The 14,199-nt window shown below is 70.9% G+C and carries 14 protein-coding genes, 1 tRNA gene and 1 pseudogene; 11 read left to right on the top strand and 5 right to left on the bottom strand.

The genetic code is table 11. The annotated features are described in order from the left end of the window. The first annotated feature begins 133 nt into the window (after window positions 1-133). The 6 genes from ACFWBY_RS21225 to ACFWBY_RS21200 all read left to right on the top strand — a co-directional run bounded on the left by ACFWBY_RS21225 (window position 134) and on the right by ACFWBY_RS21200 (window position 4,736). Window positions 134-559, top strand: a complete 426-nt coding sequence (locus ACFWBY_RS21225) for a DUF3052 domain-containing protein (protein WP_214957128.1) — start codon at window positions 134-136, stop codon at window positions 557-559. A gap of 226 nt (window positions 560-785) precedes the next feature. After that, complete coding sequence (locus ACFWBY_RS21220; RefSeq protein WP_385341604.1) at window positions 786-1,244, top strand: peroxiredoxin; 459 nt, start codon at window positions 786-788, stop codon at window positions 1,242-1,244. A gap of 149 nt (window positions 1,245-1,393) precedes the next feature. Further along, on the top strand, window positions 1,394-1,969 hold the full coding sequence (locus ACFWBY_RS21215) for a TerD family protein (protein ID WP_384215838.1): 576 nt from the start codon (window positions 1,394-1,396) through the stop codon (window positions 1,967-1,969). 188 nt (window positions 1,970-2,157) lie between these two features. After that, the gene (locus tag ACFWBY_RS21210; protein WP_385341607.1) at window positions 2,158-2,733 is read left to right on the top strand and encodes a TerD family protein; all 576 of its coding nucleotides are present in this window, start codon (window positions 2,158-2,160) and stop codon (window positions 2,731-2,733) included. A 25-nt stretch (window positions 2,734-2,758) separates the two neighbouring features. Next, window positions 2,759-3,874, top strand: a complete 1,116-nt coding sequence (locus ACFWBY_RS21205) for a DUF475 domain-containing protein (RefSeq protein ID WP_385341667.1) — start codon at window positions 2,759-2,761, stop codon at window positions 3,872-3,874. A gap of 121 nt (window positions 3,875-3,995) precedes the next feature. Next, complete coding sequence (locus ACFWBY_RS21200) at window positions 3,996-4,736, top strand: Tellurium resistance (RefSeq protein WP_385341610.1); 741 nt, start codon at window positions 3,996-3,998, stop codon at window positions 4,734-4,736. Between the two features lie 79 nt (window positions 4,737-4,815). Here ACFWBY_RS21200 and ACFWBY_RS21195 read toward each other — a convergent pair whose 3' ends face one another. Then, window positions 4,816-5,544, bottom strand: a complete 729-nt coding sequence (locus ACFWBY_RS21195; protein ID WP_385341670.1) for a TerD family protein — start codon at window positions 5,542-5,544, stop codon at window positions 4,816-4,818. 193 nt (window positions 5,545-5,737) lie between these two features. On the opposite strand from ACFWBY_RS21195, the gene ACFWBY_RS21190 reads away from it, so the two are divergent. Genes ACFWBY_RS21190 through ACFWBY_RS21175 form a run of 4 tightly spaced genes read left to right on the top strand, consistent with a single transcriptional unit; the run spans window position 5,738 to window position 10,945 of the window. After that, window positions 5,738-6,904, top strand: coding sequence for an HpcH/HpaI aldolase/citrate lyase family protein (locus tag ACFWBY_RS21190; protein WP_385341613.1), 1,167 nt, complete (start codon window positions 5,738-5,740; stop codon window positions 6,902-6,904). Between the two features lie 32 nt (window positions 6,905-6,936). After that, on the top strand, window positions 6,937-9,462 hold the full coding sequence (locus ACFWBY_RS21185; RefSeq protein ID WP_385341672.1) for a phosphoribosyltransferase: 2,526 nt from the start codon (window positions 6,937-6,939) through the stop codon (window positions 9,460-9,462). Then, window positions 9,459-10,289, top strand: a complete 831-nt coding sequence (locus ACFWBY_RS21180; protein WP_385341615.1) for an HAD family hydrolase — start codon at window positions 9,459-9,461, stop codon at window positions 10,287-10,289. The genes ACFWBY_RS21185 and ACFWBY_RS21180 overlap by 4 nt, the downstream gene beginning before the upstream one ends. Beyond that, window positions 10,286-10,945, top strand: a complete 660-nt coding sequence (locus tag ACFWBY_RS21175) for an O-methyltransferase (RefSeq protein ID WP_385341617.1) — start codon at window positions 10,286-10,288, stop codon at window positions 10,943-10,945. Before ACFWBY_RS21180 ends, ACFWBY_RS21175 begins: the two co-directional genes overlap by 4 nt. Before the next feature lie 87 nt (window positions 10,946-11,032). Here ACFWBY_RS21175 and ACFWBY_RS21170 read toward each other — a convergent pair whose 3' ends face one another. The 3 genes from ACFWBY_RS21170 to ACFWBY_RS21160 form a co-directional block, all read right to left on the bottom strand. Then, complete coding sequence (locus ACFWBY_RS21170; RefSeq protein WP_214957112.1) at window positions 11,033-11,242, bottom strand: zinc ribbon domain-containing protein; 210 nt, start codon at window positions 11,240-11,242, stop codon at window positions 11,033-11,035. A gap of 125 nt (window positions 11,243-11,367) precedes the next feature. Continuing rightward, on the bottom strand, window positions 11,368-12,078 hold the full coding sequence (locus ACFWBY_RS21165; protein WP_385341619.1) for a DUF4383 domain-containing protein: 711 nt from the start codon (window positions 12,076-12,078) through the stop codon (window positions 11,368-11,370). 219 nt (window positions 12,079-12,297) lie between these two features. Next, complete coding sequence (locus ACFWBY_RS21160; RefSeq protein WP_385341621.1) at window positions 12,298-13,545, bottom strand: hypothetical protein; 1,248 nt, start codon at window positions 13,543-13,545, stop codon at window positions 12,298-12,300. 206 nt (window positions 13,546-13,751) lie between these two features. Here ACFWBY_RS21160 and ACFWBY_RS21155 point away from each other — a divergent pair. After that, window positions 13,752-13,826, top strand: a tRNA-Val gene (locus tag ACFWBY_RS21155). Between the two features lie 55 nt (window positions 13,827-13,881). Here ACFWBY_RS21155 and ACFWBY_RS21150 read toward each other — a convergent pair. Next, window positions 13,882-14,019, bottom strand: a pseudogene (locus tag ACFWBY_RS21150) (oxidoreductase); the annotation flags it as partial. Between the last annotated feature and the right edge of the window lie 180 nt (window positions 14,020-14,199).

Raw genomic sequence — 14,199 nt, 5'->3', positions numbered from 1 at the left:
CAATCGTCACCGTTTCGACGGTCTCGGCGGCCGGGTACTTGCGCGATCCGCCGCGCCCGTGTGGACTACGCCCAATGCTGCGCGTACGCGCGCCGCCGAAGAACATTCACCGAACATGAGCAGGAGGCACCCCGTGAGCGCGACCGCGGACCACGCGGAGAACCTGGCCGCCCGGCTGGGTTTCCAGTCCGAACAGGTGGTCCAGGAGATCGGCTACGACGACGACGTCGATCAGGAATTCCGTGATGCCGTAGAGGGTCACGTCACCGAACTCGTCGATGAGGACTACGACGATGTCGCAGACGCGGTTCTGCTCTGGTTCCGGGAGGACGACGGCGACCTGACGGATGCCCTGGTCGACGCGACCGAGCTGGTCGAGGACGGCGCACTGATCCTGCTGGTGACTCCCAAGACCGGCAAGGACGGCTTCGTCGAGGCCAGCGACATCAGCGAGGCCGCCGAGACCGCCGGCCTCTCCCTGGCCAAGGGGCTCCCCGTCGGCAAGGAGTGGACCGCCACCAAGCTGGCGACTCCGAAGACGGCCAAGTCCAAGCGCTGAACCGCGCCCCGCAGCCAAGCGGACGCACGCACCCCGCCTGCCGGAATCCTCCCGGCCGGCGGGGTGCGTGCGTTCGGCGGCGGCCGCCGCCACCGCCGAACGCGGCATCGACCGCGCCGGCAGCGGCGCGCCGCCGCCCGGCTGGGGCCGCACGATCGGCGGACCAATAAGCTGCAATCACCCGAACAGCCCAACGCGGGGCTGCGGGACCGAAGGGATGCGACAGATGGCGATCGAGGTCGGCAGCAAGGCCCCGGACTTCGAGCTCAAGGACAACCACGGCGCGACCGTGCGGCTGTCCGACTTCCGCGGGGAGAAGGCCGTGGTGCTGCTCTTCTACCCGTTCGCCTTCACCGGCGTCTGCACCGGCGAGCTGTGCGAGCTGCGCGACCAGCTCCCGCGCTTCCAGAACGCCGACGTGCAGCTCCTCGCGGTCTCCAACGACTCCGTGCCCACCCTGCGCGTCTTCGGCGAGCAGGAGGGGCTGGACTACCCGCTCCTGTCGGACTTCTGGCCGCACGGCGAGACCTCCCGCGCCTACGAGGTCTTCGACGAGGACAAGGGCTGCGCCGTCCGCGGCACCTTCGTCATCGACAAGGACGGGATCGTGCGCTGGAGCGTCGTCAACGGACTGCCCGACGCGCGTGACCTGAACGAGTACATCAAGGCCCTCGACAGCCTCTGAGGGCCTCCGGGCCCGTCCGGCAGGCTCGCGGGCCCTTCCTCTCGAATAAGCCCGTACACGCGGGAACCCGTCACTAGGATCGAATCGTTGATCCTGTGAGAAAACGTACGACGGGGGCCCCGCCCCACACCAAACCTTATGGAGGACCCGTGGGAGTCAGCCTCAGCAAGGGCGGCAACGTCTCGCTGACCAAGGCCGCGCCGAACCTGACGGCCGTCATCGTCGGTCTGGGCTGGGACGCTCGTACCACCACCGGTGTCGACTTCGACCTCGACGCCAGCGCGATCCTGACCAACGACCAGGGCAAGGTCGCCAGCGACGCGAACTTCGTGTTCTTCAACAACCTGAAGAGCCCCGACGGTTCGGTCGAGCACACCGGCGACAACACCACCGGTGAGGGCGAAGGCGACGACGAGGCGATCAAGGTCAACCTCGCCGGCGTCCCCGCCGATGTGGCCAAGATCGTCTTCCCGGTCTCGATCTACGAGGCCGAGGGCCGCCAGCAGAGCTTCGGCCAGGTCCGCAACGCGTACATCCGCGTCGTGAACCAGGCCGACAACACCGAGCTCGCCCGCTACGACCTCTCCGAGGACGCCTCGACCGAGACCGCGATGGTCTTCGGCGAGCTGTACCGCAACGGCGCGGAGTGGAAGTTCCGTGCCATCGGCCAGGGCTACGCCTCGGGCCTGCGCGGCATCGCGCAGGACTTCGGCGTCAACGTCTGAGCCTCCGGGTCGGCCTGATCGTCCACAGCAAGCAGCCCCATCACCTGTCCGGCGCCGTGCACCGTGTGTACGGCGCCGGTCCGGCTTTACCGCCGGTCCGGCTTCACGGCCGGCCCCCGGCTCTACGACCGCACCGCCGCACCGCCGCACGTCACGCCGTCACACCGTTGTCCGGGGAGGACCACACCATGGGCGTCACACTCGCCAAGGGGGGCAATGTCTCCCTCTCCAAGGCCGCACCGAACCTCACCCGGGTCCTGATCGGCCTCGGATGGGACGCGCGCTCGACCACCGGGGCCGACTTCGACCTCGACGCCAGCGCGCTGCTGTGCAACAGCGGCCGGGTGCTCGGAGACGCTTACTTCGTCTTCTACAACAACCTGAAGAGCCCCGAGGGCTCCGTCGAACACACGGGGGACAACCTCACCGGTGAGGGTGAGGGCGACGACGAGTCGATCATCATCGACCTCACCAAGGTCCCGGAGTCGGTGGACAAGATCGTCTTCCCGGTCTCCATCCACGAGGCGGACGCCCGCCGGCAGAGCTTCGGCCAGGTGAGCAACGCGTTCATCCGCGTGGTGAACCAGGCGGACGGCCAGGAACTGGCGCGCTACGACCTCTCCGAAGACGCTTCCAGCGAGACCGCGATGATCTTCGGCGAGGTCTACCGGTACGGGGGCGAATGGAAGTTCCGGGCCGTGGGGCAGGGGTACGCGTCGGGGCTGCGGGGCATCGCTCTAGACTTCGGGGTCAACGTTTCGTAAAGCCGTACAACACGATGGGGTGCCAGTGGTTCTCAAAACCTTCGGCTGGTCGTTCGCAGTCACTGCGCTCGGTCTGGTCGCAGCGGTGTTCTACGGGGGGTGGCAGGCTTTCGGGATCGTCGCGATCCTGTCGGTCCTTGAGATCTCGCTGTCCTTCGACAACGCGGTGGTCAATGCCGGGATCCTGAAGAAGATGAACGCCTTCTGGCAGAAGATCTTCCTCACGGTCGGCGTGCTCATCGCGGTCTTCGGCATGCGACTGGTCTTCCCCGTCTTGATCGTCGCGATCAGCGCCAAGATCGGGCCCATCGAGGCCGTCGACCTGGCCATGACCGACAAGGACATGTACGAGCAGCTCGTCACGGACGCTCACCCGTCCATCGCCGCCTTCGGCGGCATGTTCCTCCTCATGATCTTCCTCGACTTCATCTTCGAGGACCGTGACATCAAGTGGCTCGCCTGGCTCGAGCGTCCGCTCGCCAAGCTCGGCAAGATCGACATGCTGTCCGCGTGCGTCGCGCTGATCGTCCTGGTCGTCACCTCGATGACCTTCGCCGCCAACGCCCACCAGCACGGCGGCGTTCACGTGGACAAGGCACAGACCGTCCTGGTCTCCGGTGTCCTCGGCCTGATCACCTACATGATCGTCGGCGGTCTCTCCGGCTACTTCGAGAACAAGCTCGAAGAGGAGGAAGAGGCCGAGCACGAGGCGGAGGAAGCGGCCAAGAAGAGCGGCAAGCCCGTCTCGGCGGTCGCCATGGCCGGCAAGGCCGCCTTCTTCATGTTCCTCTACCTCGAGGTCCTCGACGCCTCCTTCTCCTTCGACGGGGTCATCGGCGCGTTCGCGATCACCAACGACATCGTGCTCATGGCCCTCGGCCTCGGCATCGGTGCCATGTACGTCCGGTCGCTCACCGTCTACCTGGTCCGCCAGGGCACCCTCGACGACTACGTCTACCTGGAGCACGGCGCGCACTACGCCATCGGCGCGCTCGCCGTCCTCCTGCTCGTCACCATCCAGTACGAGATCAACGAGGTCATCACCGGCCTCGTCGGCGTCCTGCTGATCGCCTGGTCGTTCTGGTCGTCGGTGCGCCGCAACAAGCGCCTGGAACTGGAGGGTTCCACCGCCGAGGCATGATCGCGGCGGTAATGCGGAACGCTCAAGTGCGGGGCGGTCCGGGGGGTCCACGGACCTACCGGGCCGCCCCGCTCGCGTACGCCGGCAGGAATCGGGACCAGGGGAGCAGGGGGGTTGAGGGATGGGATTCTTCGACGGGATCAGGGGCAGCCGAGCGGTGCAGTTCCAGTCGGGCAGCGCCTCGTCGAACGCCATCGAGCTGACGAAACGCCAGCCGACGGTGTCGCTCACCAAACAGGGGGCGGTGCACGGCAATCTGCGCGTCAACCTCTCCTGGCGGATGCGCACCTCGGACATAGGCGGCCGGGCCGCCGGGCAGAGCGGGCAGCTCTTCCGGCATCCGTTCAAGCTGTTCAAGCCCGACATGGTGCAGGCGCACACCCACGGCATGGTCAATGTCGACCTCGACATCGGCTGCCTCTACGAGCTGACCGACGGCACCCGGGGCGTCGTCCAGCCGCTGGGCAACCTGCACGGAGACATCAACAGCCCGCCCTACGTGAAGCTGAGCGGTGACGACCGGTTCGGGGCGCCCTCCGGCGAGACGATCTTCGTGAACCTCGACCACGCCGAGGACATCAAGCGGCTCCTGGTCTTCGTCTACATCTACGACCAGACCCCGGCCTTCGACCGGACGCACGCCCTGGTGACCCTCTACCCGATCACCGGGCCGCGCATCGAGATCCCGCTGGAGGAGCGCCACCCGCAGGCCCGCTCCTGCGCGGTCGTCTCCCTGGAGAACGTCAAGGGCGAGCTGATCGTGCGCCGCGAGGTCAAATTCGTCTACGGGTTCCAGGCGGAGCTGGACCGCCTGTACGGGTGGGGCCTCCAGTGGGGCAGGGGCTACAAGACGAAGGCGTGAGCGCGCGCGGGCCGGGCACGCGCCGGCCCGGCACGCACCGGGCGAGTGCTCACCGCGTGAGCGCTCGTGGCGCGGGCACTCAGCGGCGGATGAACTGCGGCCCTTGCGCGGGCATCCGGAAGGCCGGATCCCCGCCCGGAGCCGGTACCGGGACGGGTGACACCGGCTGCGGGTACCCGTATGCGGGCTCGGCGGCCGGCGGAGCCTGCGTGGGGGGTGCGGGGGCCGCCGGAGCGGCCGCCGCGGCTGCGGCGTCGGGGGCGCTCTCGTCCACGGAGATCCCGTGATCCGTGGCCAGCCCGACCAGCCCGTTGGAGTAGCCCTCGCCCAGTGCGCGGAACTTCCACCCCTCGCCCCGCCGGTACAGCTCGCCGCAGATCAGCGCCGTCTCGGCGCCCGTCTCGGGCCGCACGTCGAAGTAGGCGAGCGGTTCGGAGCCGCCCGTCGCGGTGGCGTCGTAGAGCAGGATCCGCAGGTCGCGGACCCGCTGGAAGGGCACGTCCTCGGCCGAGGCGACGACGAGGATCCGCTCCACGACCGGGGTGACGGCCCGCAGGTCGGCCTGGACGGCGTCGGTGACCCCGTCGCCCAGCTGCTTCTTGCCGAGCCGCCAGACGGCCCCCGAGGGGTGCCGGGGCTGGTTGTAGAAGACGAAGTCCTCGTCCGAGCGCACCCGCCCGTCCGGGCCCACGAGCAGCGCGGAGGCGTCCACGTCCGGCACATCGGTCCCACCGGTCCAGCGGAGCACCGCCCGGACCGCCACGGCGGTCACCGGGATGTTCGAGCCCTTCTGCATCGCGTGCGTCATGACGGTCATCCTGCACTCCCGGGCACGACCGGGACAATGCGGCCCCCCGCAGACCTTGTCCCCACAGCGAGTCCTGGGCATGGTGCAAGAGGGTTACCTCGATTTCATGTGCTTGGGGGACTCGCGAATCTCATTCGTACGTACTATTACCGGCCACGCCAGTTGGGCCGCCGAGGCAGTACGGGGGAAGCACATGCGTCACTTCGGGCACATCTCGCCCACCGTCCGCAAGGACCTCTTCCACCAGGAGCCGGCCGAATTCACCGCCGCCTCCCCCGCACGCACGCTCGCGGCCGCTCTGGGGGCCACGCTCTACAGCCCGGCCACCCGGACCCAGCTCGCCCGCGACATCCGCAAGCAGGCCGGCCGCGGGGTGGTCTCCATGGTCCTCTGCCTGGAGGATTCCATCAGTGACGCCGATGTCGTGGGGGGCGAGGAGAACCTCGTCCGGCAGTTCGCCGCCCTCGACGAGGACCCCGCCGAGGCCCCGCTGCTCTTCATCCGCGTCCGCACGCCCGAACAGATTCCCGATCTCGTGGACCGGCTCGGCGGCACGGCGTCACGGTTGGCCGGATTCGTACTCCCGAAGTTCACCGAGAATCGCGGTATCGCCTTCCTGGAGGCCGTCGCGGAGGCGGAGGCGGCGAGCGGCCGGCCCCGGCTGTACGCCATGCCCGTCCTGGAGACCCCCGAGCTGCTCCACCTGGAGACCCGCGTCGAGGCCCTCGCCGGGATCTCCCGCACGGTCAACAAGTACCGCGAACGGGTGCTCGCGCTGCGGCTCGGCGTGACCGATTTCTGCTCCGCGTACGGACTGCGCCGCACCCCGGACATGACCGCCTACGACGTCCAGATCGTCGCCGGCGTGATCGCCGACGTGGTCAACGTGCTCAGCCGCGCCGACGGCACCGGCTTCACGGTCACCGGCCCGGTGTGGGAGTACTTCCGCAGCCAGCAGCGCCTCTTCAAGCCGCAGCTGCGCCGCAGCCCCTTCCTGGAAGAGGGCGTCGAGGAGCTGCGTACCGCACTGATCGAGCACGACCTGGACGGACTGCTGCGCGAGATCGAGCTCGACCGGGCCAACGGGCTGCTGGGCAAGACCTGCATCCACCCCGCCCACGTGACCCCCGTCCACGCGCTCTCGGTGGTCTCGCACGAAGAGTTCAGCGATGCTCAAGACATCCTGCGCCCCGAGCGCGGAGGCGGCGGAGTGATGCGTTCCGCCTACACGAACAAAATGAACGAGGTGAAGCCCCACCGGGCCTGGGCCGAGCGCACCATGCTGCGCGCCGAGGTCTTCGGTGTGGCGAAGGAGGAGGTCGGCTTCGTCGATCTCCTCACGGCCGGGCTCCAGGTGTGAGCGGGCCGTTGACTGCGAGGAAGGACAAGAAGATCGAAGCGGTGTGGTCGGGAACCTGGGTCGCGGACCGGCTGGGCGTCAGCCTGGAGGAGGGAGCGGGTACCGGGGCCGACGGGCCGAGGCTCGAAGAGCTGCTCGGGCTCGCGCTGCGGCGCAACCCCAAGCGGGCGCACCTGCTCGTCTCGCAGGTGCTGGGCAAACACGTCCCGCAGTCCCCGGCCGTCGTCCACGCCGCCGGGTACGGGCTCGGCGTACGCGTCCTCGGGCTGCTGGGCGAGCGGGACGCGGCCTCGGCGGTGGTCCTCGGATACGCCGAGACCGCGACCGGACTCGGCCACTGCGTCGCCGACGGCCTCGGCAGCGCCCCCTACCTGCACTCCACGCGCCGCCCCGTGCCCGGCCTGGAGCCGGCGGGCGGCTTCGAGGAAGCCCACTCGCACGCCACCTCGCACCTGCTTCTCCCCGAGGACCCGAAGCTGCTGGCGGGCTCCGGCCCCCTGGTCCTGGTCGACGACGAGTTCTCCACCGGCAACACCGTCCTGAACACGATCCGCGACCTGCACGCCCGCCACCCGCGCGGCCACTACGTGGTCGTCGCCCTCGTCGACATGCGCTCGCCCGCCGACCGCGACCGGCTCACCGCCTTCGCCGCCGAGCTGGGAGCCCGAATAGACCTGATCGCCCTCGCCTCGGGCACGGTCTCCCTCCCGGAGGACGTCCTGGCCAGGGGCCAGGCCCTGGTCGAGCAGTACGAGGCGCGGGTCGCTCCCGTCGTCGCCCCCGCCTCCGCGGACGAGGTCCCGGGTGGGGAAAACCACCCCCCGCGGCTTTTGAGCAGCGGGGTCCGGGGCGGAGTCCCGGGAGACGGTCCGCAGGTCACCACGGTGGACCTGGACTGGCCCGCAGGGATACCCGACGGCGGACGCCACGGCTTCACCCCCGCGCACCGCGCGGCGCTCGAGGCGGCGCTGCCCGCCATGGCGGACCGTCTCGCGGCCGCGCTCGGCGCGGCCCCCGCGCGGGTCCTCGTACTCGGCAACGAGGAGCTGATGTACGCCCCGCTGCGCCTCGCGAAGGCCCTGGAGGAGTCCGGGGCGGCGGCCGAAGTCCGCTTCTCCACCACCACCCGCTCGCCGGTGCTCGCCGTCGACGACCCCGGCTACGCGATCCGCACCCGCCTCGTCTTCCCGGCCCACGACGTCCCCGCGGACGGCCCCGGAGACAGGTACGCCTACAACGTCTACGGCACGGCGGGAGACGGCTACGACGCCGTCGTCGCCGTCGTGGACTCCGCCGGCGACACCCCCGAGCTCCGCACCGGCCTCCTCGCGGCCCTCGCCCCGCACACCGGCCGTGTCCTGCTGGCCGTCATCCCGTCGTACGTCCCCGACCCGCAGGAGCCCTCCATGACCGAGCCCCGGCGCGAGCCGCTGCGCGGGCCCGCCTTCTCCTCGTACGCCGCCGAGGACGTCGGCTGGCTGCTCCAGGACTTTTCCGACGTCGAGCTGGAGGCCCCGACCGAAGAACGCGAGGAGGCCATCCAGGCGGGCGGCGCGCACTACGCGGAGTCCCTGCCGGTGGAGTACCAGCCCTCCCCGGAGTACCAGGAGCTCTACCAGAGCGCGCTCACCGCCTCCGCCGCCCGGATGGCCCGCGCGGTCGCCGTGGTCACCGAGACGGTCCTCGCCGAGCGTTCGCCGTCGCCCGTGCTCGTCTCCCTGGCCCGCGCCGGCACCCCGGTGGGCGTCCTGATGCGGCGCTGGGCCCGGGCCCGGCACGGCCTGGACCTGCCGCACTACGCCGTCTCCATCGTGCGCGGCCGCGGCATCGACGCCAACGCGCTGCGCTGGCTGGCCGCCCACCACGATCCGGCCGACATAGTCTTCGTCGACGGATGGACCGGCAAGGGCGCGATCACGCGCGAGCTGCGCGAGGCCCTGGGCGCCTTCGAGGGCTTCAACCCGGAGATCGTGGTGCTCGCGGACCCCGGCTCGTGCGTGGAGACCTACGGAACGCGCGAGGACTTCCTGATCCCGTCGGCCTGTCTCAATTCCACCGTCTCCGGACTCGTCTCGCGTACGGTTCTGAGGTCCGACCTGGTCGGGCCCGCCGACTTCCACGGCGCGAAGTTCTACCGGGAGCTCGCCGGAGCCGACGTCTCCGTCGCCTTCGTCGACACCGTCGCCGCGCACTTCGAGGAGGTGGCCGAGGCCGTGGACGCCGAGGTCAAGGAGCTCCTCGCCGCCGACCGCACGCCGACCTGGGAGGGCTGGGCGGCGGTGGAGCGGATCAGCGAGGAGTACGGCATCCACGACGTGAACCTGGTCAAGCCCGGCGTCGGCGAGACCACGCGCGTGCTGCTGCGCCGGGTGCCGTGGAAGATCCTCGCGCAGCGCGGCGCCGGAGCCGACCTGGACCACGTACGACTCCTCGCGCAGCAGCGCGGGGTGCCGGTGGAGGAGGTCGACGGACTCCCGTACACGTGCGTGGGCCTCATCCACCCCCGCTTCACGCGCGGCGCCACGGGCGCCGACGGAAAGGCTGTGTCCGCCAAGTGACCGTCCTCGTAGCCAGTGACCTCGACCGCACGCTCATCTACTCCGCTGCCGCGCTCGGCCTGACCATGCCCGACCCGGTGGCCCCGCGGCTGCTGTGCGTCGAGGTGCACGAGAGCAAGCCGCTGTCGTACATGACGGAGACGGCGGCGGGGCTGCTGGCGGCACTGTCCGCGGACCCGGGCGTCGTCTTCGTCCCGAGCACCACCCGTACGCGCAAGCAGTACCAGCGCATCCGCTTCCCCGGGCGGCCGGCGGCGTACGCGATCTGCGCCAACGGCGGCCAGCTGCTGGTCGACGGGGTCCCGGACCGTGACTGGCGGCGCCAGGTCGCGGCGCGCCTGGAGCGGGAGTGCGCTCCGTTGGAGGAGGTGCACGGGCACCTGGTGGCGACGGCGGACCCGGCGTGGCTGCGCAAGGCGCGGGTGGCGGAGGACCTGTTCGCCTACCTGGTCGTGGAGCGCGCGCTGGTCCCCACGGAGTGGATCAAATCGCTGTCGGAGTGGGCAGAGGCGCGCGGCTGGACGGTCTCCCTCCAGGGCCGCAAGATCTACGCCGTCCCGCGCCCGCTGACCAAGAGCGCGGCGATGCGCGAGGTGGCCCGGCGCACGGGAGCCACGACCACGCTGGCCGCCGGGGACTCGCTGCTGGACGCCGACCTGCTGCTCGCGGCGGACCGGGGATGGCAGCCCGGCCACGGGGAGCTGGCCGACGCCGGCTGGACCGCGCCGCACGTCACGGCACTGGCGGAGACGGGCGTGCTGGCCGGCGAGGAGATCGTGCGCGCGTTCACCCGCGAGACGTCGGGACTCGGCACACTGGACGCATGACCAAGGGCAACAGCACCAAGATCACGGACGAGCTCTACCGGTACATGCTCGCGCACAACCCCCCGCTGGACGAGGTCCAGCGGGGGCTGGTGGCGACGACCTACGAGGTGTTCCCGAACTCCGCCGGCATGCAGTCGGCGGCGGAACAGGGGCCGCTACTGGCCTTCCTGGTCCGGCTGACCGGCGCCCGGCACATCGTGGAGGTCGGCACCTTCACCGGCTTCTCCTCGCTGTCGATGGCGCAGGCCATGCCGGCGGACGGGCGGCTCATCGCCTGCGACGTCTCCGAGGAGTGGACGGCGTACGCCCGCGAGGCCTGGGCGAAGGCCGGCGTCGCGGACCGCATCGAGCTGCGGATCGCACCCGCGCTCCAGACGCTGCGCGCGATGCCCGCCGAGCCGCACATCGACATGGCGTACGTGGACGCGGACAAGGAGAGCCAGATCGCCTACTGGGAGGAGCTCGTGCCGAGGCTCCGTCCGGGCGGGCTGATCGTCACCGACAACACGCTGTACCACGGCACGGTGCTGGACGAGGCGGCGACGGGCGCGGCGGCGGGCGTCCGCGCCTACAACGAGCACGTCGCGGCGGACACCCGCATGGAGTCCGTGATGCTGGCGATCTCGGACGGCCTGACCCTGTCGCGCAAGCGCTGAGCGCTGGACGGCGGCGCTGGACGCCGAGTGCTGACGGCCGGGCGGCCGGGCCCGGCCCGGCGTTGGGCCCGGCCGGGTGCCGAGGGCTCAGCCGCAGCCGCCGCCTCCGCAGCAGCCTCCGCCGCCCATCGGGGCCGCGGGGGCCGCGCTGGTCCCGCCGACGGCGACCGCCGAGAGCAGCTTGACGGTGTCGGCGTGGCCGGCGGGGCAGTCGGCGGGCGCGGAGGACTCGGCCATCGGCCTGCTGACCTCGAAGGTGTCGTCGCAGGTACGGCAGCGGTATTCGTAACGGGGCATGCGGTACAGGCTACGCAGTGGCCGCCGCCGTCGGGAGTCCCCGTACCGGCCGACGCGGTCCCCGGCTGAAGCCGACCGCCGCCATGGCCGGAGGCCGGCGCTGCTCCAGCCGCACGTCCGGCCCGTCAGCCGCGGCCTCCGGCCGGTGTCCGCTGCTCCCGAGCCGCCTGCTCGGGGTGACGGGCACGCCAGTACGGGTTGTCGTGCGGGAGGGCACTGCCCACGCGTCCGTACATCCCGAACCACATGAGCATCACGCCCACCACGAAGCTGAACAGCACGTTGGGGATGTGGAAGGCCAGGAAGTTCATCTGCGTGTCGAGCAGCGCGAGGTTCACGAACCCGCTCGCGATGAACAGCAGACCCAGCACGATGTTGAGCGTCGAGGCGAACGTGCCCCCGATCACCATCCCGGCGAACAGCAACCCGCCGATACAGATCGACAGGACGCTCAGCGCGCCGTTGGTGTTCAGGGCGAGCACCGTGTCGCCGCCGGTGTCGAAGAACCCGATCCGGTCGATGAGTCCCAGGATCCCGAAGGCGACCAGCAGCAGCCCGGTCAGGCCGGCGCCGACCCTGTAGACCTTGCTGAGCTTCTGATCGGTGGGCAGGTGCTCGTCGAGCCGGGCGTTGACGGGATTCAGGAGGCGTCGCACTATCCCGGAGGAGCCCTGCGGTTCGTGGGTCGGATAGGGCTCGTGGGCTACGTAGGGCGCGTAGTTCTCGTGGGGTTCATGGCACCCGTAGAGGGCGTGCGGCGCGTAGGTCTCCTGCGGCACCGGGGGTGCCTGGCGTACGCGGGGCGCGCGAGACCTGTGGAAAGTGTGGGCAGCCATACCGCCCTCCTCTGCTCCGTTCCGGGCACCTCCAGCATCCGCCGATGCCCCTCCCACGACAACTCCGGCCCGGGCCGTCCTTCACGATCGCGCGGGCGCGCCGCAGGCCGGACGCTTCCGGTGGTCGGTCGGCCCGGGCCTGGACAGCCGCCCGGTCTATGCGGTCCCTTTCGGATCTCGTCGGGCACCGCGGGCCCGGCAAGATCCGAAAGAGACGGCCTAGCCGTGGCCGCGCTCGGTCCGGATGTCCGACACCACCCGTTGCGCGGCCGACCGTACGGCCTCCATCTCCTGGAGGAAGGCCCAGTAGTCGGGGTGGCGGTCCTCCAGCGCGGCGAGCGCCCGGTCCACCCGGGCCACCGCCTCGTCCAGCGGGCGGGCGTGCCGCGCCTCGGGCACCGTACGGCCCTCCATGGCCAGGCGCTGCGCGTCCCGGATGGCGAACCGGGTCCGCTGCACCTCCGCCTTCGGATCCCGCGCCACCGCCTCCAGCCGCGTCAGCCGGTCCTGGGCGGCCGACACCGCCTCGTCGGTCGAGTCCAGGGCGGCCCGTACCGCCTCCACCAGCGCCGTCACGTCGGCCCAGCGCTGCTCGTCGCGTGCCCGGCCGGCCTCCGCGAGCCGGTCCTCCGCCTGCGCGACATCCCGTACCGCCTGCGCGGGCACCTGCTGGAGGTCCTGCCAGCAGGCCGCGCTGAAGCGCCGGCGCAGCTCGCTGAGGACCGGATCCACCCGCTCCGCCCGGTTGCGCAGCGCCTGCGCCCGGGTCCGCAGGCTCACCAGCCGCCGGTCGATCTCCGCGGCCCGCTCCGGGAGCCTCGCCACCTCGGCCCGTACGGCCTCGGCGTCGCGCAGGATCCGGTCGGCGCGCTGCACGGTCTCCTGCACACCGTGCTGCGCGGCGCCCTGGTTCAGCTTGGTCAGCTCCGGCCCCAGCGCCGCGAGCCGTGCCGCCAGGTCGTCGGCCCGCATCCCCTTGCCGCGTACCTCGTCCAGCGCGGTGCTCGCCGCGAGCAGCGCGGCCCTGGCCCGCTCCCGGGCCGGCGCCACCCGGGCCAACTGCGTCTCGGCCCTGTCCAGCAGCGGCTGCAGCCCCTGCGCGAACCGGTCGAGCTCCCCCTTGACCCGGACCAGCTCGTCCTTGGCCCGCGTCAGTTCCTCCCGGGCCCGCGTCGCGGCGGACGCCTCCAGCTCCGCGCGGTCGAGGTCGTGCGCGTCGACGGCCTCGATGTACACATGGCTGACCTGGTCGATCCGCTGACCGAGCGCCACGAACCCCTCGCCCGCCCGGCGCGCCTCCGGCGAGCCGTCCGCGGCCGCGATCGTCTCGATCGAGATCCGCAGATCCCGCTGCGCGGTGTCCAGCTCGTAGAACGCGGCGGCGGCGGCGTCCTTGGCCGCCTGCGCGTCGGCTCGCCGACTCTCGTCCCGCCCGCCGCCGAACCACCGCCGGGGTGCCGTCGTCACAGTCGCTTCTCCCGTACCCCGTCCGCAATGCCCCTGCCCCGGCCCATTCTCCCTCACGGGAACGGGTTTGCGTGGGGGGTACGCCCTCCATGTAGGCTGTCGTCCTGCCTTCGGGCGGCGGGCAGGGCTTGCCCGTGCCCTCGGTCAGACCGCGGGCGAAGCCCCACGGCGCGAGCCGACGGGGAGGAGCCGGGACCAAGGTCCAGGGGTGCGTAGCTCAGGGGTAGAGCGCTGCTCTTACAAAGCAGATGTCGGCGGTTCGAAACCGTCCGCGCCCACCAGCGAAGAGACCCCCCGCCGATCATGGCGGGGGGTCTTTTGCATCCAGATCTGACATCAACGGGAGCGGATTGGGAGCGCCGCCCGCCCCGTGAGCAGCCGGTCCATGTACCCGATGGCCTCGCGCTGGGTGTCCTGCACGACGTGTGCGTAGACGTTCATGGTGACGGCGATCTGTGAGTGTCCGAGGATCTGCGACGCATTGGACAGCCTTCTCCGCGCCGAGGAACTCGGCCCCCGAGATGATCCAAACCCACGTGGCCGCCGGGGCAGTCGTCCGCGACCTGATCCTCGTAGCCGGCCGCGCCGCAACCGACGAACTTCGTGGCCTTGCCGAGCGGACCGACGCACTGGGATGACCCCTCGCGGAGCCTG

It is taken from the genome of Streptomyces sp. NPDC060049, assembly GCF_042736715.1.
Classification (GTDB): domain Bacteria; phylum Actinomycetota; class Actinomycetes; order Streptomycetales; family Streptomycetaceae; genus Streptomyces.
The sequence above is the reverse complement of the archived record's forward strand: the minus strand, read 5'-3'. Positions and strand labels throughout refer to the sequence as shown.